The 22,799-nt window shown below is 72.7% G+C and carries 23 protein-coding genes; 14 read left to right on the forward strand and 9 right to left on the reverse strand.

Annotated features, from left to right (window positions below):
- Nucleotides 1–62 precede the first annotated feature (62 nt).
- Nucleotides 63–923, forward strand: a complete 861-nt coding sequence (locus tag ACRDTB_RS10025) for an alpha/beta fold hydrolase (RefSeq protein WP_431429762.1) — start codon at nucleotides 63–65, stop codon at nucleotides 921–923.
- Nucleotides 924–1,328: 405 nt separating this feature from the next.
- On the opposite strand, the gene ACRDTB_RS10030 is transcribed toward ACRDTB_RS10025, so the two are convergent.
- Genes ACRDTB_RS10030 through ACRDTB_RS10040 form a run of 3 tightly spaced genes read right to left on the reverse strand, consistent with a single transcriptional unit; the run spans nucleotide 1,329 to nucleotide 4,056 of the window.
- Nucleotides 1,329–2,075: a sugar phosphate isomerase/epimerase family protein gene (locus ACRDTB_RS10030; RefSeq protein WP_431429763.1), complete on the reverse strand. Its 747-nt coding sequence runs from the start codon at nucleotides 2,073–2,075 to the stop codon at nucleotides 1,329–1,331.
- Nucleotides 2,076–2,085: 10 nt separating this feature from the next.
- Nucleotides 2,086–2,850 carry an NAD-dependent epimerase/dehydratase family protein gene (locus ACRDTB_RS10035; RefSeq protein ID WP_431429764.1) on the reverse strand — a complete coding sequence of 255 codons (765 nt, stop codon included), beginning with the start codon at nucleotides 2,848–2,850 and terminating at the stop codon, nucleotides 2,086–2,088.
- 9 nt (nucleotides 2,851–2,859) lie between these two features.
- Nucleotides 2,860–4,056, reverse strand: a complete 1,197-nt coding sequence (locus ACRDTB_RS10040) for a CynX/NimT family MFS transporter (protein ID WP_431429765.1) — start codon at nucleotides 4,054–4,056, stop codon at nucleotides 2,860–2,862.
- Nucleotides 4,057–4,145: 89 nt separating this feature from the next.
- Between ACRDTB_RS10040 and ACRDTB_RS10045 the strand changes: the two genes are divergently transcribed.
- The 3 genes from ACRDTB_RS10045 to ACRDTB_RS10055 all read left to right on the forward strand — a co-directional run bounded on the left by ACRDTB_RS10045 (nucleotide 4,146) and on the right by ACRDTB_RS10055 (nucleotide 6,388).
- Nucleotides 4,146–4,919 (forward strand): tyrosine-protein phosphatase, encoded by a 774-nt coding sequence (locus ACRDTB_RS10045; RefSeq protein WP_431429766.1) that lies wholly within the window; start codon nucleotides 4,146–4,148, stop codon nucleotides 4,917–4,919.
- Nucleotides 4,920–5,609: an SDR family NAD(P)-dependent oxidoreductase gene (locus tag ACRDTB_RS10050; RefSeq protein WP_431429767.1), complete on the forward strand. Its 690-nt coding sequence runs from the start codon at nucleotides 4,920–4,922 to the stop codon at nucleotides 5,607–5,609.
- Between the two features lie 83 nt (nucleotides 5,610–5,692).
- Nucleotides 5,693–6,388 carry a class I SAM-dependent methyltransferase gene (locus tag ACRDTB_RS10055; protein WP_431429768.1) on the forward strand — a complete coding sequence of 232 codons (696 nt, stop codon included), beginning with the start codon at nucleotides 5,693–5,695 and terminating at the stop codon, nucleotides 6,386–6,388.
- 7 nt (nucleotides 6,389–6,395) lie between these two features.
- On the opposite strand, the gene ACRDTB_RS10060 is transcribed toward ACRDTB_RS10055, so the two are convergent.
- Nucleotides 6,396–7,259, reverse strand: a complete 864-nt coding sequence (locus ACRDTB_RS10060; RefSeq protein ID WP_431429770.1) for an LLM class F420-dependent oxidoreductase — start codon at nucleotides 7,257–7,259, stop codon at nucleotides 6,396–6,398.
- Nucleotides 7,260–7,378: 119 nt separating this feature from the next.
- Between ACRDTB_RS10060 and ACRDTB_RS10065 the strand changes: the two genes are divergently transcribed.
- The 5 genes from ACRDTB_RS10065 to ACRDTB_RS10085 all read left to right on the forward strand — a co-directional run bounded on the left by ACRDTB_RS10065 (nucleotide 7,379) and on the right by ACRDTB_RS10085 (nucleotide 11,720).
- The gene (locus ACRDTB_RS10065; RefSeq protein WP_431429771.1) at nucleotides 7,379–8,314 is read left to right on the forward strand and encodes an ABC transporter ATP-binding protein; all 936 of its coding nucleotides are present in this window, start codon (nucleotides 7,379–7,381) and stop codon (nucleotides 8,312–8,314) included.
- Nucleotides 8,301–9,164 (forward strand): hypothetical protein, encoded by an 864-nt coding sequence (locus tag ACRDTB_RS10070; protein WP_431429772.1) that lies wholly within the window; start codon nucleotides 8,301–8,303, stop codon nucleotides 9,162–9,164. Before ACRDTB_RS10065 ends, ACRDTB_RS10070 begins: the two co-directional genes overlap by 14 nt.
- A gap of 152 nt (nucleotides 9,165–9,316) precedes the next feature.
- Nucleotides 9,317–10,207, forward strand: a complete 891-nt coding sequence (locus ACRDTB_RS10075; protein WP_431429773.1) for an ABC transporter ATP-binding protein — start codon at nucleotides 9,317–9,319, stop codon at nucleotides 10,205–10,207.
- Nucleotides 10,204–10,917 carry an ABC transporter permease gene (locus tag ACRDTB_RS10080; RefSeq protein WP_431429774.1) on the forward strand — a complete coding sequence of 238 codons (714 nt, stop codon included), beginning with the start codon at nucleotides 10,204–10,206 and terminating at the stop codon, nucleotides 10,915–10,917. The genes ACRDTB_RS10075 and ACRDTB_RS10080 overlap by 4 nt, the downstream gene beginning before the upstream one ends.
- Nucleotides 10,918–10,961: 44 nt before the next feature.
- Complete coding sequence (locus ACRDTB_RS10085) at nucleotides 10,962–11,720, forward strand: HpcH/HpaI aldolase family protein (protein ID WP_431429775.1); 759 nt, start codon at nucleotides 10,962–10,964, stop codon at nucleotides 11,718–11,720.
- 32 nt (nucleotides 11,721–11,752) lie between these two features.
- Here the strand turns inward: ACRDTB_RS10085 and ACRDTB_RS10090 are convergent, their stop codons facing one another.
- The 4 genes from ACRDTB_RS10090 to ACRDTB_RS10105 all read right to left on the reverse strand — a co-directional run bounded on the left by ACRDTB_RS10090 (nucleotide 11,753) and on the right by ACRDTB_RS10105 (nucleotide 16,410).
- Nucleotides 11,753–12,877 (reverse strand): MBL fold metallo-hydrolase, encoded by a 1,125-nt coding sequence (locus ACRDTB_RS10090; protein ID WP_431429776.1) that lies wholly within the window; start codon nucleotides 12,875–12,877, stop codon nucleotides 11,753–11,755.
- 68 nt (nucleotides 12,878–12,945) lie between these two features.
- Nucleotides 12,946–13,446: a hypothetical protein gene (locus ACRDTB_RS10095; RefSeq protein WP_431429777.1), complete on the reverse strand. Its 501-nt coding sequence runs from the start codon at nucleotides 13,444–13,446 to the stop codon at nucleotides 12,946–12,948.
- Between the two features lie 203 nt (nucleotides 13,447–13,649).
- Nucleotides 13,650–14,972 carry a carboxyl transferase domain-containing protein gene (locus ACRDTB_RS10100; RefSeq protein ID WP_431429779.1) on the reverse strand — a complete coding sequence of 441 codons (1,323 nt, stop codon included), beginning with the start codon at nucleotides 14,970–14,972 and terminating at the stop codon, nucleotides 13,650–13,652.
- Nucleotides 14,965–16,410, reverse strand: coding sequence for an acyl-CoA synthetase (locus tag ACRDTB_RS10105; RefSeq protein WP_431429780.1), 1,446 nt, complete (start codon nucleotides 16,408–16,410; stop codon nucleotides 14,965–14,967). The genes ACRDTB_RS10100 and ACRDTB_RS10105 overlap by 8 nt, the downstream gene beginning before the upstream one ends.
- A gap of 51 nt (nucleotides 16,411–16,461) precedes the next feature.
- Between ACRDTB_RS10105 and ACRDTB_RS10110 the strand changes: the two genes are divergently transcribed.
- Nucleotides 16,462–16,959, forward strand: a complete 498-nt coding sequence (locus ACRDTB_RS10110; RefSeq protein ID WP_431429781.1) for a nuclear transport factor 2 family protein — start codon at nucleotides 16,462–16,464, stop codon at nucleotides 16,957–16,959.
- On the opposite strand, the gene ACRDTB_RS10115 is transcribed toward ACRDTB_RS10110, so the two are convergent.
- The gene (locus ACRDTB_RS10115; protein ID WP_431429782.1) at nucleotides 16,956–18,095 is read right to left on the reverse strand and encodes a cytochrome P450; all 1,140 of its coding nucleotides are present in this window, start codon (nucleotides 18,093–18,095) and stop codon (nucleotides 16,956–16,958) included. The genes ACRDTB_RS10110 and ACRDTB_RS10115 overlap by 4 nt on opposite strands.
- 112 nt (nucleotides 18,096–18,207) lie before the next feature.
- On the opposite strand from ACRDTB_RS10115, the gene ACRDTB_RS10120 reads away from it, so the two are divergent.
- Genes ACRDTB_RS10120 through rhaS form a run of 4 tightly spaced genes read left to right on the forward strand, consistent with a single transcriptional unit; the run spans nucleotide 18,208 to nucleotide 22,781 of the window.
- Nucleotides 18,208–19,722 (forward strand): sugar ABC transporter ATP-binding protein, encoded by a 1,515-nt coding sequence (locus tag ACRDTB_RS10120; RefSeq protein WP_431429804.1) that lies wholly within the window; start codon nucleotides 18,208–18,210, stop codon nucleotides 19,720–19,722.
- Nucleotides 19,719–20,759 (forward strand): ABC transporter permease, encoded by a 1,041-nt coding sequence (locus ACRDTB_RS10125; protein WP_431429783.1) that lies wholly within the window; start codon nucleotides 19,719–19,721, stop codon nucleotides 20,757–20,759. Before ACRDTB_RS10120 ends, ACRDTB_RS10125 begins: the two co-directional genes overlap by 4 nt.
- Entirely contained in the window at nucleotides 20,759–21,814 is a 1,056-nt protein-coding gene (locus ACRDTB_RS10130) for an ABC transporter permease (protein ID WP_431429805.1), read from the forward strand. The genes ACRDTB_RS10125 and ACRDTB_RS10130 overlap by 1 nt, the downstream gene beginning before the upstream one ends.
- A complete protein-coding gene (gene rhaS, locus ACRDTB_RS10135) occupies nucleotides 21,708–22,781 on the forward strand; it encodes a rhamnose ABC transporter substrate-binding protein (protein ID WP_431429784.1) in 1,074 nt (357 codons plus the stop codon). Before ACRDTB_RS10130 ends, rhaS begins: the two co-directional genes overlap by 107 nt.
- Nucleotides 22,782–22,799 lie beyond the last annotated feature (18 nt).

Below are 22,799 nucleotides of genomic sequence, written 5' to 3' on the forward strand. Positions count from 1 at the left end.
CTTGGAAGGCAGACATGTCCACACAAAAAAGCACGATCGTTCGTTTATCTCGTTCGCTCCGGTTGACCGCCGTCCGCACCGCGTTCGGCACGCTCGAGCGGGTCGCGCCCGACCTCGGTGCCCGCTGGGCCGAGCGGCTCTGGCTGACCGCCCCGCCCTATCGGGGCAGACCCGCGGAGCTGGTCCACCCGGGCGAGTCCCACACCGTGCCGGTGGGCGACCGGCACGTGATCAGCCGGGCCTGGGGCACCGGAACCGGACCGGTCGTGTACCTGGTGCACGGCTGGGGCGGCAGCGGCGGGCAGCTGCGCGAGTTCGTCGAGCCGCTGGTGGCCGCCGGCCGCCGGGTGGTCACCTTCGACGCGCTGAGCCACGGCGACTCGGAGTCCGGCGAGCTCGGCCCGCGCCGTGCGACGATCCCCGAGATGGCCGCGGCACTCGAGGCGGTGGTGGCCGCGCACGGGCCCGCGCACGCGATCATCGCGCACTCGCTGGGCGCCAACACCACGTTCTACGCGCTGCGCCGCGGGCTGTGGGCGGGCCGGCTGGTGTTCCTCGCGCCGATGACCCAGCCGATGCCCTACCCGGTCCTGTTCGGCGCGGCACTCGGGTTCGACCACCGGATCCGTACCCGGATGGTGGCGCGGGTGGCCCGTCGGGTGGGCGTGCCGTGGTCGGCGTTCGACGTGCCGAGCCAGGTGGCCGACATCGCCACGCCACCGCTGCTGACCGTCCACGACCCGAACGACCGGGAGACCCGGTACGCGGACAGCAGGGCGCTCGCGAAGGCCTGGCCCGGAGCGGAGCTGGCGACGGTGACGGGGCTGGGCCACTGGGGCCTGCTGCGCGACCCGGCGACGGTCGAGCGCGCGGTGTCGTTCGTGACCGCCGGCGCGGTCGGTGACCGCGCCGCCGCCAGCTGAGCGCTGGGTGGAGCCGGCGTGCGTTACCGGCCCCGATGTCGTACGCGAGGCGCTCGGCGTCCGCGTTGGTGAGCGAGCCGCCGGCGAGCCACTCATCGAGCAGGTGACCGAGCCGGTCACCGCACCGCGCCGAGGTGGTGGCGTTCGGGCAGGTCGCAGCGGTCGGAGGAGTGGAGGACCGCGTCGAATGGCGCGATCTCCAGAGTTCGGCGAGCAGCGGGACAGCCCGGGACAGGTCGGGCACCAGCCGCAGGTCCCGTCCGGTCCGCCTCGAAGCACGGCGACACGCCGACGCCGGCCGCCACCGCCGCCTCGACCCGGTCAGCGGCACCGTCTTCACCCGCGTGACGCCCGCGTTGTCCACAAAGGACAGATCCAGCATGCGCGCCGGCCGCGCGCAGCTCGTCAACCTTGGTCGCCGTCGATCCATTCTGGCCGAAGCCAGCCGAGCAGTGTCGCCGCGTCCTCGGCGAAGGCGGCGGGATCGTCGTCGCGGACGAACTCCAGCAGGGCGTAGCGGGTGCCGGGCAGCTCGCCGAGCGCGCCCAGCACCGGGCGCCACAGCGACTCACCGGCCGCGAGCGGAAGCCGAGTGCCGGCGTCGTCCCAGCTGAACACGTGCGCGGTGACCGGGCGCAGCGCCTGGACCGCCGCGAGCGCGGTGGCGGGCCGGTCGCCGACGGGCGGCTGCCAGTACGACCGCACCGCCGGCACCGCGCGCAGAAGCTCCATTGTGGACTCGAGTGTGTCGGTGAGGGTGTTCGCGTGGTACTCCAGACAGACCTCGACGCCCTCCCCCGCCGCCTGCGCCGCGGCCCGGGCGAGGTCGGCCACCACGGCGGCGCGGTCGGGCTCGGCCGCCGAGCCGTGTCGGCCGGCCCAGACCCGGATCCGCGGCGCGCCCAGCGCGACGGCCGTCGCCAGCACGTCCGCGAAGCCCGGGCCGCCCCGGTAGTACGAGCCGTAGGCGGCGATCTCCAGGCCCGCGTCGGCACACCGCAGCGCGACCTCGCGGGCCACCGGCGGCGACGGCACGTGCACGTCGCCGCCCCACTCGACCGCGCGCAGGCCCGCGCCCGCCACGAGCGCGACGATCTCCGCGACGCCAAGCCGGCGGAAGGTCACCGACACCAGGCCGGGCACGACGGTCATCGGCCCGGCATCAGGCGGTGGGGTCCCGCGGCGCCCAGCCGAGCTCACGCTTCGCCTTCGCCAGGCTCATCGCGCGCTCGCTGGCGTCGCCGCTGATCGCGTACACGTCGAATCCCCTGCCACGCCGGGCGAGCGCGGCATCGATGGCGGCCGCCACGTCCCGGGCCGACGTCGCGATCGCCCGCTGCATCGCGGTCCCCCGGCGCGGCCACTCGTCCTCCGCGGTGGGAAAGCACAGCCGCAGGCAGACCGCGTCCATGCCGTACCCGACGGTCGCGGTGCGGCAGACCTCCTCGCCCAGCCGCTTGGCGAGGCCGTAGAAGTCGCCCGCGTCCGGTGGCGTCGTCTCGTCCGGGTACCGGCCGATCCGCTCGTCGGCGGGTGGCTCCTGGTCGGGCGGGGGATGGTCGCCGTCGAGCGGGTAGCGGTAGACCGACATGCTGCTCGTGTAGACCAGGTGCGTGACCCCGGCCCGGTGCACGCCGGTCAGCGTCGCGTACATGCCCGGCACGGCGACGTCGAGGTGCGCCCGCGCGGTGGCCGGGCTCCCCCAGTCCCGTTTGGGCCCCATCGCCAGGTACACCAGCGAGTCCACGCCCTCGGCGAGCGAGGCGACCAGGTCGACGTCGTGCAGGTCGCCGGCGTGGTAGCGCACCCCGGGCACGGGGCCGGCCGGGGCGGCGAGGTCGAGCACCCGGATCTCGTGCGCGGCCACGAGGTGTGGCAGCACCATCGCCCCGACGAGCCCGCAGCCGCCGACCACCAGCAGACGCATTGCGACCCCCTAAGCCACCACGTGCGCGTCCCGACCGGCGCGCCACCCGACGACAGTGTGCACGGCCGCCACCACGGCGAGAACCGCGAGCGGGACCCGCCAACCACCGGTGGCGTCGTGCAGCGCGCCGACCGCCACCGGCCCGGTCGCGGCGAACAGATAGCCGATGGACTGCCCCATCCCGGCCAGCGACGCCGACGAGCGAGAGTCGGCCGCACGCAGGCTGAAGAAGGCGAGTGCGAGGAAGAACAGCGTCCCCATGCCGACACCGGTGACCACCGCCCACAGCAGCGGCAGCCCCGGCGCGATCAGCAGGCCGAGATACCCGAACATCGCGAGCAGCGCCCCACCGGCCGCGACCGGACGCTGGTCGGCCAGCTTGGGCAGCAGCAACGGCACGGCGCCGCTCATCACCACGCCGAGGATCTGGTACACGAACAGCATCCAGCCGGCGTACTCCTCACTCGCGCCGGTGCTCACCACGATCGACGGGAACCAGGCGAGCATGGTGTAGAAGCCGCACGCGGACAGCGCCATGAACGCCGAGACCTCCCAGGCGAGCGGCGATCGCCAGGGCGCGCGGGGCCGGCGGGTGTCGAGCCCCGGCTCGACCGCCTGATCCCGGTCCGGGCGGCGCAGCTGCGGTGTCCACGCGGCGAGCGCGATGAGCGCGAACCCCGCCCAGATGCCGAGCGAGGTACGCCAGCCGCCGGGCAGCACGCCGGCCAGCGGCACCGCCACGCCGGCCGCGGTCGACGCGACCACCCCGATCACCGCGGTGTAGACGCCGGTGACCGCACCGATGCGGTCGGGGAAGTCACGCTTGATCATGCTCGGCAGCAGCACGTTGGCCACGGCGATCGCGGCACCCAGCAGGACCGTGCCGACCCACAGCAGCCCGACGACCGGCAGCGACCGCAGCACGATGCCGGTCGCCAGGGCGGCCATGGCGAGCCACAGCATCAGGTCGATGCCGAAGCGCCGGGCCAGCCGCGGCACCTGCGGCGAGACGGCCGAGAAGGTGAGCAGGGGCAGCGTGCCGATGAACCCGGCCTCGCCCGCGGTCAGGCCGATGTCCCGGCGGATCGTGTCCAGCAGCGGGCCCACCGAGGTGAGCGCCCCGCGCATGTTGGCCGCGACCAACAGGAAGCCGACGACGAGCAGGCCCATCGACAGTCCCGCCCGCCGCTCCTTAGCCGTCCTCACGACCGTTCACCTCGCCACGGTGTCACACGCTCCGAGCCAAATTCCACCTGTATGGGTGACGCCACGTGGACGTCTGCTGGAATGGGGTCGTGGCCTGGATTGATCTCGAGCATGCTGTCAACGCGCGCGATCTCGGTGACCTGCCTACCGAGAACGGCGTCCGAACCCTGCCGCGGCGGCTCGTCCGCGCCGACAACCTGCAGGACCTCTCCCCCGCCGACATCATTCGTCTGGTCGACGAGATCGGCGTGACCACGGTGGTCGACCTGCGCAGTACGAACGAGCTCAAGCAGGAGGGCCCGGGACCGCTGACCACGGTCGACGCGGTACGGCACGTGCACCTGTCGGTCATCCCGGAGAGCCTCGGCAACACCGACGCGTCCAGCGAGGCGCTCGCGGTGAACCGGCGCCGCGCGGCCGAGCGCGATCCGTCCGACCTGATGCGCTCGTTCTACCTCGGCTACCTCGAGGACCGGCCGGAGAACATCGTCGGCGCGCTGCGCACGGTGGCGAGTGCGCCCGGGACCGCGCTGGTGCACTGCGCGGCGGGCAAGGACCGTACCGGCGTGGTCGTCGCGATGGCGCTCACCGTGGCCGGCGTGCCGCGCGAGGTCGTGGTCGACGACTACGTGGCGACCGGCGAGCGGATCGAGCTCATCCTGGACCGGCTGCGCGGCTCGCCCACCTATGCCGACGACATCGACAGGCTGCCGGCCGAGGAGCACCGGCCGCGGGCGGACACCATGCACGGCTTCCTCGAACGGCTCGACGCCGATCACGGCGGGGTGCTCGGCTGGCTGGCCGGGCACGGCTTCGGCGCGGAGGATGTCTGGCGGTTGCGCGACAAGTTGCTGGAGGCGTGAATGGGACGGTCGGTACTGGTCACCGGGGGTACCGGTGGGCTCGGGGCCGCGGTCACGACGGCGTTCCTGGACACCGGGTGGCGCGTGGTCGTGCCGTGGATCGTCGAGGAGGAGCTGTCCCGGCTGCCGGAGCGGGACGGGCTCGTGCTGGTCAAGGCGGACCTGTTCGACGTGGCGTCGGCCCGCGACTGCGCGACGGTCGCGTCGTCCGATGTGGACAGCCCGCTGCGCGCGGTGGTGAACCTGGTCGGCGGCTTCGCGGCGGGCGGGCGGGTGCACGAGACGCCGGTCGAGGAGTTCGAGGAGCAGCTGCGGCTGAACCTGCGCGCCACGTACCTCACCTGCCAGCACACGCTCCCGCACCTGACCGCGGCCGGCGGCGGGTCGATCGTGTGCATGTCGAGCCGCTCGGCCCTGCACCCGTTCGCGGGCGCGGCCGGGTACGTCACGTCGAAGGCCGCGGTGCTGGCGTTCGTCGCGGCGCTGGACGCCGAGTACGCCGACGCGGGCGTGCGGGTCAACGCGGTGCTGCCGGGCATGATCGACACACCGGCCAACCGCGCGGCGATGCCCGACTCGGACCGCGAGGGCTGGGTGGCCCCGGCCGACATCGCCCGCACGATCCTGTTCCTGTCGAGCGACGAGGCCTCCACCATCAGCGGCGCCCAGGTCCCCGTACACCGCGCCTGACCCGCGAGTCCAACACTCCGAACCCGCGAGTCCAACGCTCCGAACCCGCGAGTCCAACACTCGGGCGGCCTAGGATCGGCCGAGTGCCTGATCGAGGGATCTTCGCCGAGCACGCCGACACCTACGCGTCGGTCTCCGAGCACAGCGGGCCCAACGTCCACTACGACCGCCCGGCGATCCTGCGCCTGGCCGGCGACCTCGCGGGCAGGCGCGTGCTGGAGCTCGGGTGTGCGGCCGGGGTGCTCACGGCGCAGCTGGTCGAGCGGGGCGCGGACGTGCTCGCACTGGACCGGGAGCCACGGATGGTCGAGCTGGCCCGGCAGCGGCTGGGCGGGCGGGCCCGCGTCGAGGTGGCCGATCTCGAGCGGCCGCTGGACCTCGTGCCCACCGGCGGCGTCGACGTGGTCGTGGCCTCGCTGGTGCTGCACTTCCTCGAGGACTGGGCACCCGTGCTCGGCGAGCTGCACCGCTGCCTGGTGCCCGGCGGCGTGCTCGTCTTCTCCGTGCACCACCCGATCACCGGCTGGCTGCTCTCCGACCGCGCCGACTACCACCGCACCGAGCTGATCAGCGAGGACTGGAACTGGGGCGCCCGGCGGGTCACCGCGCGGATGTACCGGCGGCCGTTGTCGGCGATCTTCGGCCAGCTGCGCGCGGCCGGCTTCACCGTGGACGTCGTCGACGAGCCACGACCACAGCCGGACGCGGACGTCGACCCGGAGCTGTTCGAGATCCTCGACACCAAGCCGGTGTTCCTCTTCGTGCGCGCCCTGCGGTGAGCCTGGCTCAGAGGTCGGCCAGCCGGGTGGCGATCGGGGCACCCAGGTCGTCGATCCAGCGCGCCGGTGCGTCGCCCGGGGGCATCACGATCGTCGTGTCGATGCCGAGCTTGGCGTAGTCGGCCATCTCCGTGACGAACGCGTCCACGTCGGCCGGCGACGTGTGCACCGACAGGGTCTTCTGGATCGTGTCGTAGTCCCGGCCCTCCGCGTCGCAGTGCCCGCGCAGGATGTCCAGCTTTCGGCCGATCTCCTCCGGAGAGGTCGCGAACAGGTTGCACGCGTCGGCGTACCGGGCGACCAGCCGCAGGGTCTTCTTCTCGCCGCCCCCGCCGATGAGGACGGGCGGCTTGCCGATCGGCAGCGGCGAGCACAGCGTCTCCGCCAGCTGGTAGTACTTGCCCTCGAACGCGCCGTTGTCGTCCGGGTCCCACATCTGCCGGCAGATCCGCAGCGTCTCCTCCAGCCGCTCGAACCGCTCGGCGAGCGGTGGGAACGGCACCCCGAGGCCGCGGTGTTCCCGCTCGTACCACGCGGCGCCGATACCGAGCTCGGCCCGGCCTCCGGACAGGACGTCCACAGTGGACACGATCTTGGCCAGCAGGCCGGGATGGCGGTAGCTGACGCCGGTGACCAGCAGGCCGAGCCGCGCGGTGGACGTGTGCGCGGCGAGGTAGCCCAGCGTGGTGTACCCCTCGAGCATGGGGTCGGTCGCGGGAAAGTATCGCTCCATCTGGAAGTAGTGGTCCATGACGGACAGGTGGGTCACGCCGGCGGCCTCGACCGCCTGCCCCACCCTGGCCAGCTCCGGCGCGATGCCGGCCGGTCCGCCGGGCACCGTGAACGCCATGACGTGCACTCCGAGTCGCATACGAACGACCCTACGAGCTGGAGCGCGCTCCAGCTCAAGCTCACGGTCTCAGGGTCCCTCAGGGAGATATCAGGGGTCGGCCCGATGTCACCGTCAGTGCGTGGCCATAGTGTGGGCCCGTGGTGCTCATCGAGACGAAGGCGCTGGAAAAGCGCTATGACAACAAGGTGACCGCGCTCGCGGATCTCACGGTCACCATCGAGCCCGGAATCGTCGGGCTCGTGGGGGTGAACGGCGCCGGCAAGAGCACGCTGATCAAGCTCGCACTCGGGCTGCTCGACCCCACCAACGGCAGCATCCGGGTGTTGGGACTCGACCCGCGCGCCGACGGGGAGGCGGTGCGCGGGCGGGTCGGGTACATGCCCGAGCACGACTGCCTGCCGCCGGACCTGATCGCGGCCGAGTTCGTCACGCACATGGCCCGGGTGAGCGGGCTGCCCGCGGCGATGGCCCGCGAGCGTGCCTCCGAGACGCTGCGCCACGTCGGCCTCTACGAGGAGCGGTACCGGCGCATCGGCGGCTACTCCACCGGCATGAAGCAGCGGGTCAAGCTCGCGCAGGCGCTCGTGCACGACCCGGAGCTCCTGCTGCTCGACGAGCCGACCAACGGCCTCGACCCCGAGGGCAGACGCGCGATGCTCGACCTGGTCCACCGGATCGGCACCGAGTTCGGCATCTCCGTGGTGGTCTGCTCGCACCTGCTCGGCGAGATCGAGCGGATCTGCACCTCGCTGGTGGCGATCGACGCCGGCCGGCTCCTGCGCTCGGCGTCGCTGTCGGCCATGACCAAGCACTCCGACCTGCTGCTGGTCGAGATCGACGAGGACCCCGAAACACTGCTCGCCATGCTGGTCTCGGCCGGCCTGGAGGTGCGGCGGGACAGCCGCGCGCTCATGGTCCGGCTGGGCGAGCAGGCGGACGAGACCTATGACCTCATTCGCGACGCGGTCGCCGACCTCGACCTGTCGCTGCACCGGCTGGAGCGGCACCGCCACCAGGTCGCCGACCTGTTCCGGGACGTGCCCACCGCGGAGGCCAGCTATGCCCGGTCCTGAGAACACCGGCGTCATCCACGACATCGGCTACCAGCGCTACGACGGACCACGCCTCGGGCGGTCGTACGCGTCGCGGTCGCTGTTCACGCACAGCGTGCGGGGCGCCTACGGGCTCGGCCGCAGCGCGTGGGCGAAGGTCCTGCCGGTCGGGGTGCTCTCGCTCGCCTGCATGGCCGCGCTCGTGCTCGTGGTGGTCAACACGCAGCTGCCGGTGCAGGTGATCGACTACGTGGGCATCGCGTCCACGTTCACCTACTCGACGATCGTGTTCGTCGCGGTCGTGGCACCCGAGCTGGTGTCGACCGACCTGCGCGGCAACCTGCTGTCGCTGTACCTGTCGCGGCCGCTGCGGCGCGCCGACTACGCGCTGACCAAGCTCGCGGCGCTCGCCACCGCGGCGTTCGTGATGCTCGGCGCACCGATGCTGATCCTGTTCCTGGGCATGGCGTTCAGCACCGACGACGGGATCTCCGGGGTGTTCGCCGAGGCCGGCGGGCTGCTCCAGGGCCTGGTTGCGGCGGCCATCCACGCGGCCGTGCTGGCCGCGCTCGCGTTGCCGTTCGCGGCGCTGTCCGGGCGGCGGGTGTTCGCCACGGGCATGATCGTCGCCGTCTCGCTGCTGACCGCCCCGATCTTCGGTGCGCTGACGGCGTTCAGCACCGGCGACGGGGCCTACCTCGCGGGGCTGGTCAACCCGGTCAGCCTGGTCAACGGCATCGACCGGTGGCTCTTCGACGGCGGCACGGTCGACGTCGGTCCCTACGGCGTGATGTACGGCCTGGTCGCGCTGGCCGTGGTGGCCGCCGGCACGGCGTGCACGGTGTGGCGGTACAAGGAGGTGAAGGCATGACGCACGAGCTGCGCGGCTCGCAACCGCACCCAAGGGGAACGGGACGCAACCCGGCCACAGACACGTCCCGAACTGGACCGCGCCAACCCACGCAACCACAAGAGTTAATCCCGGGGAGGCGGACCGGAGGCGGGACAATAGAGTTGTCCGCGGTGTCGCGCTGGTACGGCAACGTGGTCGCCGTCAACGACGTGACGCTGACCGTCGGACCGGGGCTCACCGGCCTGCTCGGCCCGAACGGCGCGGGCAAGACGACCGTGCTGCACCTGATGGCGGGGCTGCTGGCGCCGTCGCAGGGCAGCGTGCTGGTCGGCGGGAGCCCGGCGTGGCGCAACCCGTCGATGTACCGCACGCTCGGGCTCGTCACGGAGCGGGAGAGCGTGCCGGGGTTCCTCACGGCGTGGGAGTTCGTGCTGGCGTCGGCTCGCCTGCACAAGCTGCCCGCACCGGAGACCGCCGCCCGCGCGGCACTCGGCATCGTGGAGATGCGCGACGCGCAGGACCGGCGGATCGCCACGTACTCCAAGGGCATGCGCCAGCGCACCCGCGTGGCGGCGGCGCTGGTGCACGACCCGCGCGTGCTGCTGCTCGACGAGCCGTTCAACGGCATGGACCCGCGGCAGCGGCTGCACATGATGGAGCTGCTGCACCGGATGGCCGAGGTGGAGGGCCGGACGATCCTGTTCAGCTCGCACATCCTCGAGGAGGTCGAGCAGCTGTCCGGGACCGTGCAGGTGATCGTGGCCGGCCGGCTCGCCGCGTCGGGCGACTACCGGCACATCCGGCGGCTGATGACCAACCGGCCGCACGTGTTCACCATCCAGTCCTCGGACGACCGCCGCCTGGCGACCGTCCTCATGGGACAGGACTCGGTGTCCGGGGTGTCACTGGACGGCGGCACGCTGCAGGTGCACGCGTCGGACTACGGCACGTTCACCCGGGCGCTGGCGAAGCTCGCCAAGGCGTCCGAGGTCCGGCTGACGAGCATCCTGCCGGCCGACGAGTCCCTCGAGAAGGTCTTCTCCTACCTGGTGGCGACATGAACCTGACGATCATCGGCATCACCGTGCGGGCCCTGCTGGGCCGGCGGCGCGTCCTGATGCTGCTGCCCATGCCCCTGATCCTCGTCGGCCTGACGCTGCTGGGCATCTACTCGAACGTGCCCGACGGCGACTGGGGGCCGACGGTGTTCGGCAACCTGGGCCTGAGCGTGATCCTGCCGCTGACCGCGCTGATCATCGGCAGCAGTGTGCTCGGCCTGGAGATCGACGACGGCACGATCACCCACCTACTGACGAAACCCTTGCCGCGCAGCGAGATCGTGCTGTCGAAGCTGGCGGTGGCCTGGGTGGTGACGACGGTGGCCACCGGCGTGCCGCTGGTGGTGGCCGCGCTGATCGCGGGCTCCGGCACCCTCGCGGTGGGGCTCGTGCTGGGCGCGGCGCTGGGCGCACTGGCCTACAGCGCGCTGTTCCTGGCGCTGAGCGTGGTGACGAAGCGGCCGGTCGCGGTCGGGCTGGTGTACATCATGCTGTGGGAGAACGTGCTGGTCGGTTTCGTCGACGGGGCGCGGGTGTTCAGCGTCCGCGAGCACGCCACGACGCTCGCCGACACCGTGGGGAACACGCCGCTGCTCGCCTCGTCGGTCGCACTGGGCACGGCCATGGTGATGTCGGTGCTGTTCATCGTGGCCGGCACGGTCGGCGCGACGCAGCGGCTGCGCTCGTTCGCGCTGACAGGCGAGGCGAACTAGGTATTGGGAGAATGGCGGGCAGCCGCATCGATGGGAGGCCCGCCATGACCACCGCCTCGTCGGCCGCGTTGGCTCGGAAGCTGCGTGCCCGAGAGACCGTGATCGGGTACTGGTCGGCTCTGGACGTGCCCGTGGCGACCGAACGCATCGCGCGGCTGGGGTACGACTATGTGTGCCTGGACGGGCAGCACGGGTACCTCGGGTACTCCGGTTTGCTCGGGTCCCTGCAGGCGATCGACGCCGCCGGTGGTGCCGTCGGGCTGGTCCGGGTGGAGGTTAACGACATCACGCCGATCGGCCGGGCGCTGGATGCCGGGGCGGGTGGGGTGATCGTCCCGCTGGTCGACACCGCCGCCGATGCCGCCGCGGCCGTGGCGTCCGTCCGGTACCCACCGGTGGGCCGGCGGTCGTTCGCGTCCAACCGCTCGGGCCTGTCCCCCGCCGACGCCAACGTCGCGAACGTGGTCGTCGCGATGATCGAGACCGCGAGCGGTCTGTCCGAAGTGGACGCCATCTGCGCCACGCCCGGTCTCGACGGCGTATACGTGGGCCCGTCGGACCTGAGCCTCGCGGTAGGCGGTGCCTTCCCCCTCGACCCGGCGGTGTCGTCGGAGTTCGAGGCGGCCGTGGTCCGGGTGCGCGAGGCCGCCCGCCGGGCCGGCATCGCGGCCGGCATCCACACCCCGAACGGCACCACGGCGGCCCGCCGTCTGGCCGAGGGCTTCACCGTCGCCTCCGTCGCCTCCGACCTCGCCCACCTGGAGCAGATCGCGCACGCCCACCTCGAGGTGGCTCGCGGCTGACGCCGTTACCCGCGTCGTGCTCGTGGCCGCGGTCAGGCGACCTCGCGCCACCAGTCGTCCGGGTCGGGCGGGGTCGCGGTGGTCACGGGCTCGCCCGGGCGGGGGATGGCCACCTGGACGTCGTCGTGTCGGGCTGCCTCGTGCAGGAGGCGTTCCACGGGCTCGGACCAGGAATGGATGGCCAGGTTGAACGTGCCCCAGTGCACCGGGATCAGCAGCGTGCCGCGCACCGCCCGGTGGGTGGCCACGCCCTCCTCCGGGGTCATGTGGACGTCCGGCCAGTACGGGGAGTACGCCCCGATCTGAACGAACGTCACGTCGAACGGGCCGTGCTCCTCGCCTATCTCGCGGTAGGCGTCGAAGTAGCCCGAGTCGCCCGTGTAGAACACCCGGTGGTCACGGCCGGCCACCACCCACGACGCCCACAGCGTGCCGTTGCCGCCCGGGCGCAACCGGCCCGAGAAGTGCCGGGCCGTCGTCGCCGTGAGCGCGATGCCCGACACCGTCGCCCGCTCGGTCCAGTCCAGCTCGTCCACACGGGACGGTGCGACGCCCCAGCGCTCCAGGTGAGCCCCCACGCCGAGCGGGACCACGAAGCGGGTCCGTGGCCACAGCGCGGCGATCCGGCGGATCGTCGTCATGTCCAGGTGGTCGTAGTGGTCGTGCGAGATGACCACGGCGTCGACCGGGGGCAGATCCTCGAGCGGTACGGGGACCGGATGCAGCCGGCGTGGACCGAGCACGGTGGACGGTGACACGCGCTCGCTCCACACCGGATCGAACAGTAGCCGCCGGCCCTCGAGCTCCACGAGAACCGTGGCGTGGCCCAGCCACGTCACGCGCAGCCCGTCCGTCGGCGGCTCGTCGAACGACGGGACCACCAGCGGCACCGCGCGGGTCGGCTTGCGTAACTCCTTGCCGAACAGCATCTCCCGCACCACGCTCGGCCCGCTCGACGGTGGTGCGATGCTCGCCGGGACCAGGTTGTGGAACCGGCCGTCGCGGAAGTGCGGCGACCGGCGCATCCGCGCCAGTCGCCCGCCCTCCGGCCGGCCGCCGATCGCGGCCGGTACCTGCCAGCCCGCCCTCATGATCGCCGCCCCGGCGCCCACCGGCACCAGCAGCGCCGAGCGTCGCACCACGTCGTTGAGCCTCATCGTGTCGTCCTTTCGGTCCTTCTTCGATGGTGCCCGGCGTTTCCTGAGGACGGACTGAGAGATGTGGTTCAGGCCTTGCGACGACCGTAGAGAACCAGGACGGCGCTCAGCAGGATGAGGTTCTTGATCACGAACTCACCCTCGGTCGTCAGCATCAGCGGGTTGCCGTCCTGGAAGGTGACGTCGGCCTGGGCAACCAACGCCAGGAACGTACCCGTCAGGTGCGCGAACAGCAGGGGCAGCACCACCCGCAGTCCGGTGTGGCACAGCAATGCCAGGCCCAGCACCACCTCGACGACGCCGAGGACCGGTACGAACCAGGTCCCGCTGACGCCGGGGATCCAGTCGACCGTGCCGGCCACGAAGTCGCCGACCGGCGTGTCGTTGGTGATCTTCAGGGCACCGAACCAGAGGAACGTGATCGCCAGGGAGATCCGCAGTGCCGGCACGCCGATGCGCCTGGCCAACGCGATGAGCGCGTTCTCGGTGGCGATGCCCGGGCGGGGCCGGGCGGTGGGCCGCTGCTGGTTCGTGGTCCGGTTCGTCGGCCGGGTCTCTGTCGTGGTCATCTCTGATCTCCTTTCGCCTGGCAAAAATGTTCGCCTGCGAAGGGGGTCCGGCGCGTCCGGTGCACGGCGGCATCCGCGCTGCTCAACCGGGGTGAGCGGGCGCGGTCGCGACGACGCCCCCGGGCGTAGCGACCTCTCGGCGGCTACTCCCACCGGACCAGCATCGGGTGGTCAACCAGGCGCGCTGCCTGCCGGGACAAGGCCTAGCGCGACGCGATCCCCCGTACCACGCCGAGCTCCAGCAACTCCTCCGGACGTAGCCGCAGCTGGTCCGCCAGCTCGGGCACCCGCGCCGGGTCACGCTTGAGGATCGCGCTCGCGAGCTCCGGGGCGATGACCGAGAAGTACGCGTCCGGCGTGATCCACAGCCGGTCCGGCGAGCACAGCGCCAGCGCGCCGCCCGAGCCACCCTCGCCGATCACCAGTGTCGTCACCGGCACCCGCGCGCCCGCGATCACCGCGAACAGCTCCGCGATCGCCGGTCCCGCACCGGCCCGCTCGTCGGCCGGTCCCGCGGCCGCGCCGGGCGTGTCGACCAGGGTCAGCACCGGCAGACCCAGCCGGTCGGCCAGCCGGACCAGCCGGCTCGCGGTCCGGTAGCCGGCCGGAGTCGTCGCGGTGCCCGCCTGCGCCGCGTACGCGACGGCCCGGCCACTGCCCGGGTCACCGTGCCACCCGACACCGCACAGCATGCCCTCGTCGACCCCGCCGGCCCGGTCGCCGCGGATCGCCCGGCGCGCGGAGAAGTAGTCGTCGAGGTAGGCCGCCGCCCGGGGCCGCTCGGGCGAGCGAGCGCGCCGTACCGCCGCCCACCCGGACGGCACCGGCGTGAGCGAGCCCAGCGCGCGGGGCACGGGCGCCGGGTCCGGGGATCCGCCGGACAGCAACGCGAGCCAGTCGGCCAGCGGCTCGCGCAACCCGGTGACGAGCTCGTCCACGTGCCCCGCCGCGAACTGGCCCTCCGCCGTGTACGCGGGATCGCCGGCCGTCTCGGCGAGCCGGACCCGCCGGCCGGCGAACGCGACCTGCGCGCCCCGCTCCGCCAGCACCACGTCCGCACCCGCGCCGAGCGAGGCCCACACCCCGCCGGTCGTGGGATCGCGCAGCACCGCGACGTGCGGCGTCCCGGTCCGCGCCGCCGCGCCCGCGATCAGCTGCAGCTGGCGCAGCGACACCATGCCCTCCTGCATGCGGGTGCCGCCGGTCGCGATCAGCGACACCACCGGCAGGCCCGCCGCGCGTGCCCGGGCGAACGCGCCGGCGATCCGCGCCCCGGTGCCGGAGCCGACCGACCCGCCGAAGAACCGGAAGTCGAACGCGATCAGCACGGTCGCCACCTCGCCGACCAGGCCGCGCCCGCACACCACCGACTCCGCCGTGCCGGACCGCGCCGCCGCGTCCTTGCGGGCCACGCCGTACCCGGCCCAGGACAGCGGCCCGTCCGGCCCGTCCGGCGAATCGTCCACATCGAACTCGGAGAAGCCGGCCGCGACCGAGGCGATCACCGAACGAGCCCCGTCAGCCATCCAGCGCCCGCTTCAGCACCTTGCCCATCTCGTTGCGCGGCAGCGACTCCCGGAACCGCACCACGCGCGGCCGCTTGTGGGGCGCGAGCAGCCGGGCCACGTGGTCGGTCAGCTCCGCCGCGTCCGGCGGCGCGCCCGCCGGCACCACCCACGCCACGATCCGCTCCCCCAGGTCCTCGTCGGGCTCACCCGTCACCGCCGCCTCCGCGACCGCGGGGTGCTCGAGCAAGGCGTTCTCGATCTCACCGGCACCGATCTTGTAGCCGCCGCTCTTGATCAGGTCCGTGGCGCGCCGGCCGACGATGCGGACATACCCGTCCGGGTCACGCACGGCCATGTCGCCGGTGCGGAACCAGCCGCCGCGCATGGCCTCCGCGGTGGCGTCCGGCCGGTTCAGGTAGCCGAGGAACAGGTTCGGCCCGCGAACCTCGATCTCCCCGACCGTCTCACCGTCCCCTCTGGCGTTCCCGGTGCCGAGCGGGGCGCCGGAGTCGTCGACGAGCCGGAGGTCGACGCCCGGCAGCGGCGGCCCGACGGCACCCGGCCGGCGGTCCCCGTCCGCGCGCACGCTGCAGTTCATCAGCGTCTCGGTCATCCCGTACCGCTCGACCACGCGCTGGCCGGTCAGCTCGGCGATCCGCGCGTGGTCGGTGGCGGGCAGCGCGGCCGAGCCGGACACCAGCAGCCGCGCGCGGGCGACGGCCGCGGCGAGTGCCGGGTCGGCCGCGCAGTCCGCGGCGAGCCGGTGATACATGGTCGGCACGCCGAAGAGCATCGTGGCGTCGCGAGCCAGCTCCGCGCCGGCGGCCTCGGTGGAGAACCGGCCGAGATGGCGCAGCGAGCAGCCGCGGCGCAGCGGGCCGACGACGCCGAGGATCAGCCCGTGCACGTGGAACAGCGGCAGCCCGTGCACGAGCACGTCGTCCGCGGTCCACGCCCACGCCTCCGCGAGCGCGTCGAGGTTCGTCGCGAGCGCCCGCCGGGGCAGCACGACGCCCTTCGGCGGGCCGGTGGTGCCCGAGGTGTACACGATGAACGCCGGGGTCTCGCCGTCCGGCTCGGCGGGTGCCGATGGTGGCGGGGTGTCGGCCGGGGTCGCCAGGACGGGCAGCCGGGGCAGTTCGGCCAGGGGTCCCGGCAGCTCGACGTCCGGTGCCGACAGCACGACCTCCGGTGCGCTGTCGGCGAGGATGTGCGCCAGCTCCCGCTCGCCGATCCTGGGGTTGAGCGGCACGACCGGCACCCCGGCGACCAGCGCACCGACCACCGCGACGCAGGTCTCGAGGGTCGGCGTGGCCCAGACGGCCACCCTGTTCCGTCCGCGCAGCCGGCCGGCGAGGTGGCCGGTGAGCCGGGCGAGCTCGCGGTAGGTCAGCTCCGCGCCGGGGAAGCGCAGCGCGCTCCGGTCGCTGCCGGTGACCAGTTCGGGGAGCAGCACACGAGCCTCCTGGACGTCGGACTGATCGCACCTCGAGTCGTGGTGGTCACGATGCCAGGCATGGACGTGCGCGCGCTCTCGGACAGGGCGGAGATCACCGACGCGGTGGTCCGGATGGGCTGGTACCTCGACCGGCGCGACTGGGACGGGCTGCGCGACCTGTGCACCGAGCGGGTGTACACCGACTACACCGCGCTGTGGGGCGGCCAGCCGCGGGAGGACCCGGTCGACGAGCTGCTGAGCACCTCGGCGCAGGGCTCGTGGCGACGCACGATGGACGGGCTCGAGGCGACCCAGCATCTGATCACGAACGTCCTCGTGGACGTCGACGGGGACACGGCGCGGGCGAGGGCCAACGTGCTGGGCGTGCACCGCCTGGCGAACCCACACGGCTCTCCACTGTGGACGGTCGGTGGGACGTACGACCTCGGGCTCGTGCGCACGGCCGCGGGCTGGCGCATCCGGGCCATCACGCAGGGCCTGTCGTGGGTCGAGGGCAACCAGCAGATCCTGTTCCGCGCCGTGGCCGGGAGTTCCGCGGCCGCCTAGTCCCAGCGGACGTGCAGCTCGGGCGGCCGGCGGAAGACCAGCCCGCGCGGCTCGTGCGGGTGCGCCGGGTCCAGGCGGAGCCCGGGCAGTCGCTCGAACAGCGCCCGGACCGCGATCTCCGCCTCCGTGCGCGCCAGGCGCGCCCCCAGGCAGAAGTGCGGTCCCTGCGCGAAGGCCAGGTGCTGGCGCAGGTTCGGGCGGCCGGGGTCGAAGCGGTCCGGGTCGGCGAACACCGCGGGGTCGCGGTTCGCGCCCGCGATCGACACGGTCACCAGGTCGCACGCCTGGATCTGCGCACCGCCCAGCGACACGTCGCGCGCCGCGTAACGGTCGATCACCGCCGCCGACGGCTCCAGCCGCATCGACTCCTCGATCGCACCGGGCAGTTCCGCCGGGGCGGGCCGGCCCGGGCCGAGCAGCAGGTGCCGCACCAGGTTGGTGATCATGCCGGCGGTCGTGTCGATGCCGCCGAACAGGAGCACCGCCGCGTTCGGCACCACCTCGTCCTCGGTCAACCCGTCCGCCGCGGCCACGAGCACCGAGTGCGGGTCGCCCGACTCGAGGGTGCGCGCGACCGCCGAGCGCAGCGAACCGAAGGCCGCCGACCCGGCCGTCGTCGGCGCGCCGCCCGCGGTCACCGACGACACCGAGTCCACGATCGCCGCGTACCACGACAGCACGGTCGCCGCGTCGACCCCGGCGAGCCCCAGCGCGTCGGCGACCACCGCGACCGCGAGCGGTCCGGCGAACGCCGAGCGCAGCTCGACCGCTCCGGCCGGCGCGAACCCCGACACGAGGTCGTCCGCGCACGTGGACACGAACCCGGCGAACCGGTCACGCACCGGCGCCGGCCGGAACGGCGGCACGAACGGCTCGCGGTGCCGGGTGTGCGCCGTGCCGTCCAGCGACAGCATCGACGGGCCCAGCACGCGGGCGGTCGAGAAGCGCGGATCGTCCACGGTGAACGTCGCCGCGTCGCGCATCACCCGCACCGCCAGGTCGTGCCGGGTGACGAGCCAGCCGTTCAGCGCCGGCAGCCAGGACACCGGCTCGGCCGCTCGCAGCCGGGTGAGGTGCGGGTGCGGGTCGGTGTCGAGGTCGTCGAGCGTCACCCGGCCGCCGATCGGGAACGTCATCGCCGCAAGTCTAAGCGTGACAACGGATCTGGAACGTCTCAACAGGGTCCCTTGCGCTCCGCGGGACGCTCGGTTAGCTTGCCTAGGACACCCGTGAAACGTTTCACATCGACTGACGGAGGCGGGTGAGCCGGTGACAGCGCTGCTCGAGCTCCGCGACGTGCACAAGTCGTTCGACGCGGTGTGGGCACTGCGCGGGGTCTCGCTCGAGCTGCACGCCGGCGAGGTGCACGCGCTGGCCGGCGAGAACGGGGCCGGCAAGTCCACGGTCGTCCGCGTCATCGGCGGCGAGCACCAGCCGGACGCGGGTGAGCTGCTGCTGGACGGCGAGCCGCACCGGTTCGCCGGGCCGCGTGACGCGCAGCGGCACGGGATCGCCGTGATCCACCAGGAGCCGACCCAGTTCCCGGACCTCACGGTCGCCGAGAACGTGTTCATGGGCCGGCAGCCGCTGCGGTCCGGACGGCGCATCGACCGTGCCGCGATGCGCCGCCGGACCGCCGAGCTGTTCGACTCGCTCGGCGTGCCGATCGACCCGGACCGGGTGACCCGCGGACTGTCCATCGCGGACCAGCAGATCATCGAGATCGCCAAGTCGCTGGCCGCCGACGCGCGGATCATCGTGATGGACGAGCCGACCGCCGCACTGTCCACTGTGGAGGTCCAGCGGCTGTTCCGGGTCGCGCGGCGGCTCGCCGAGGGCGGTGCCGCGCTGCTGTTCATCTCCCACCGGCTCGAGGAGCTCGAGGAACTGTGCGAGCGGGTGACCGTGCTGCGCGACGGCGAGCTCGTCACCACCGCGCCGATGGCCGACCTCGACCGGGACGGGCTGGTGCGCAGCATGGTCGGCCGCGCGGTGGAGGTGCTCTTCCCCGACCGCACGGCCGAGCCGGGCGACGAGGGGCTGGTGGTGGACGGGCTGACGCGGACCGGGGTGTTCCACGACGTGTCGTTCACCGTGCGGCGCGGGGAGATCGTCGGCCTCGCGGGGCTCGTCGGCTCCGGCCGCTCCGAGGTGGCCCGGGCGATCTTCGGCGTCGACGGGCGGGACGCGGGCGCGGTCACGGTCGACGGCCGCCCGCTGCGGGCCGGCGACCCGCGCGCGGCGATCGCCGCCGGGCTCGCGATGGTCCCGGAGGACCGCCGCGAGCAGGGGCTGATCCTGGACCTGTCGATCGAGCGCAACGCCACGCTCCCCCGCCTGTCCGCGGTGTCCCGGTGGGGCCTGATGAACCCGGGGCGGGAGCGCTCGGTCGCCGGCGAGTGGACCCGCCGGCTCGGGGTCCGGCTGCGTCGGCTCACGGACCCGGTCGCGACGCTGTCCGGCGGCAACCAGCAGAAGGTGGTGCTGGGCAAGTGGCTCGCGACCGAGCCGGCCGTGCTGATCGTCGACGAGCCGACCCGTGGCATCGACGTGGGCGCGAAGGTCGAGGTGCACGCGCTGCTCGCGGACCTGGCCGCGCGGGGCATCGCGGTGCTGATGATCTCCTCGGAGCTGTCGGAGGTGCTGGGCATGGCCGACCGGGTGCTCGTCATGCACGAGGGCCGGCTCACGGCCGAGCTCGACCGCGCCGAGGCCACCGAGGAGACGGTCATGCACGCGGCGACCGGCCGTGATGCCACATGACGACCACGGCCGGCCGGGAGGCACGCAAGGCCGCCTTCACGGGGCGGGAGCTGGGCATCGTGATCGCGCTCGTCGTCGTGGTCGGGGCGGCCACGGTCGCGCGGCCGGGTTTCCTGTCCGGCCAGGGGCTGCACGATCTGTTCCTCAACGCCTCCATCATCGCGCTGCTGGCGATCGGCCAGGCGCTGCTCGTGATCACCCGCAACATCGACCTGTCGGTGGGCTCGGTGCTCGGCCTGACCGCGTTCCTCAGTGGACAGATGTTCCTCAACGACCCGAACACGCCGGTGATCCTGGTGGTGCTGGCCGGGATCGCGATGGGCGCGGCGTGCGGGGCGCTCAACGGCGCGCTCGTGGCGGTCGCCAAGGTGCCCGCGCTGGTCGTCACGCTCGGCACGCTGTACGTGTTCCGCGGCGTGGACTACGCGTGGGCGTCGGCCAGCGGCGTGCAGCAGGTCAACGCCTACCAGATGTCGCCGGAGTTCCTCTCCCTCGGCAGCGGCTCGGTCCTCGGCATCCCGAACCTCACGTTGATCGCGCTCGTCGTGCTCGCGGTCGCCGCCTACGGGCTGCACAACTACCGGGCCGGCCGCGAGCTGTACGCGATCGGGTCCAACCCGGATGCCGCGCGGCTCGCCGGCATCCCGACCGGGCGGCGGGTGTTCGGTGCCTTCGTGATCTCCGGCGCGCTCGTCGGGCTCGGCGGCGTGCTGCACGCGGCGTACTTCGGCACGATCAACGCCTCGGTCGGCACCGGCGAGGAGCTGTCCGTGGTGGCCGCGGTCGTGGTCGGCGGGGTCGCGATCTTCGGCGGCAGCGGCACGGTCGTCGGTGCGGCGCTGGGCGCGCTGTTGCTCACCACGGTCACGGGCGCGCTGCCGATCCTCGGCGTGCCGGCGTTCTGGCAGCGCGCGGTGGACGGCGCGGCGCTGCTGGTGGCGATCTCGCTGGACCGCGCGGTCATGGTCCGGCTGGCCGCCCGCCTGCGGGCGGAACGCGCGCGCCGACGTGCTCTGCCCAGCGGAGGCGTCGAATGATGCCGCGCGCCATGCCGGGTGGGTTGCTGCGCTGGGAGCGCGTGCTGCTCGCCCTGTGCGTCGCGGTGCTGGCGTTCGGCGCCATGAGCACCGACGGGTTCGCCGAGCAGGGCAACATCAGCTTCCTGCTGCTGGACTACAGCGAGGTCGCGCTGCTCGCGTTCGCGCTCGTGCCGATCATCCTGACCGGCCGGATCGACCTATCGGTGGCCTCGGTGCTCGGCTTCTGCTCGGCGCTGACCGGCGCGCTGTGGGACTCCGGCATGCCGTTCGAGAGCATCGTGCCGCTCGTGCTCCTCGCCGGCGTCGTGCTGGGCTCGGTCAACGCCGTGCTGATCGTCCGCTTCGGGCTGCCCTCGCTCGCGGTCACCATCGGCACGCTCGGCCTGTACCGGGGTCTCGCGTACGTGATCCTCGGCGACCGCGCGGTCACCGGGTTCCCGGAGAACTACCGTCCACTCGCGACGGACGCGATCGGGTTCCTGCCGTACGCCACGATCGTCGTGCTGGTGGTGGGCGTCGCGGTCGCGGTGCTGGTGCACGTGACCCCGGTCGGCCGGTCGTTGTACGCGATCGGGCTCGGCGAGCGGACCGCGCGGTTCTCCGGGATCCGGGTCGACCGGGTGACGATGGCGCTGTACCTGCTCTCCGGCGCGCTCGCCGCGCTGGCCTCGCTGATCTACACCCTGCGCTACAACAGCGCCCGCGCGGACAACGCCAGCGGGATGGAGCTCGTCGCGGTGGCCGCGGTGCTGCTCGGCGGCGTGTCGATCTTCGGTGGCCGCGGCACGGTCCTCGGGGTGGCGGCGGCCCTGCTCGCGATGGCCGGCCTGCGCAACGTGCTGTTCCTCGACGACGTCAGCAACGAGATCCAGAACGTGATCACCGGGCTGCTGCTCATTCTCTCCGTACTCGTACCCGTCGTGTTCAAACCGAGGAGGACCAAGGATGTTCCGCTCGAACCGTCTTCTGTGGACACTGAGCGCCGCGCTGGCGCTGACGCTGGTCGCCGGCTGCGGCGCGACCACCAAGGGGTCCGAGGCCGCGCGGGGTGAGGACGACGCCGGCAGCGAGCGCAGCGCCGACCCCGGGGCGGAGATCAAGGAGGGCCTGAAGATCGCCTTCCTGCCCAAGGAGATCGACAACCCGTACATGACGATCATGGACAAGGGCGGCACCGACGCCGTGGCCGAGGTCAAGGGCGAGGGCAAGGCGGTCGGCCCGTCCGACGCGCAGGCGTCGTCGCAGGTGTCCTACATCAACACGCTGATCCAGCAGCGGCAGGACGCCATCGTGATCGCGGCCAACGACCCGAACGCGGTCGCGCCGGCGCTCAAGGACGCGATGAGCAAGGAGATCGCGGTGGTCACCGTCGACTCGGACGCCGCGCCGGACGCCCGCGACCTGTTCGTCAACCAGGCGAGCTCGGAGGAGATCGGCCGCTCGCAGGTCAAGCTGATCGCCGAGCAGATCGGCGGCGAGGGCAAGATCGCGATCCTGTCGGCGACGCCGAACGCGACGAACCAGAACACCTGGATCGAGTTCATGCGTGACGAGCTGACGAAGCCGGAGTACTCGAAGATCCAGCTGCTGCCCACGGTGTACGGGGACGACGACGACCAGAAGTCGTTCCAGGAGGCGCAGGCGCTGCTGCGGTCCACACCGGACCTGAAGGGCATCATCTCGCCGACCACGGTCGGCATCGCGGCGGCCGCGCGGTACCTGTCCTCCTCCCCGTACAAGGGAAAGGTCAAGCTGACCGGGCTGGGCACGCCGAACCAGATGCGCGAGTTCGTCGAGGACGGCACGGTCACCGAGTTCGCGCTGTGGGACCCGGCCGAGCTCGGTTACCTCGCCGGGTACGCGGCCGCGGCGCTGGCGTCCGGCCAGATCAGCGGCGCGGAGGGCGAGAAGTTCACGGCCGGCAAGCTCGGCGAGTACACGATCGGCAAGGACGGCGAGGTCATCCTCGGGCCGCCGACCGTGTTCAACGCCGACAACATCGACGACTACGACTTCTAGGCTTCATCCTCGGGAGCA

The sequence above is a fragment of the Actinophytocola sp. genome (assembly GCF_050699935.1).
Classification (GTDB): domain Bacteria; phylum Actinomycetota; class Actinomycetes; order Mycobacteriales; family Pseudonocardiaceae; genus Actinophytocola.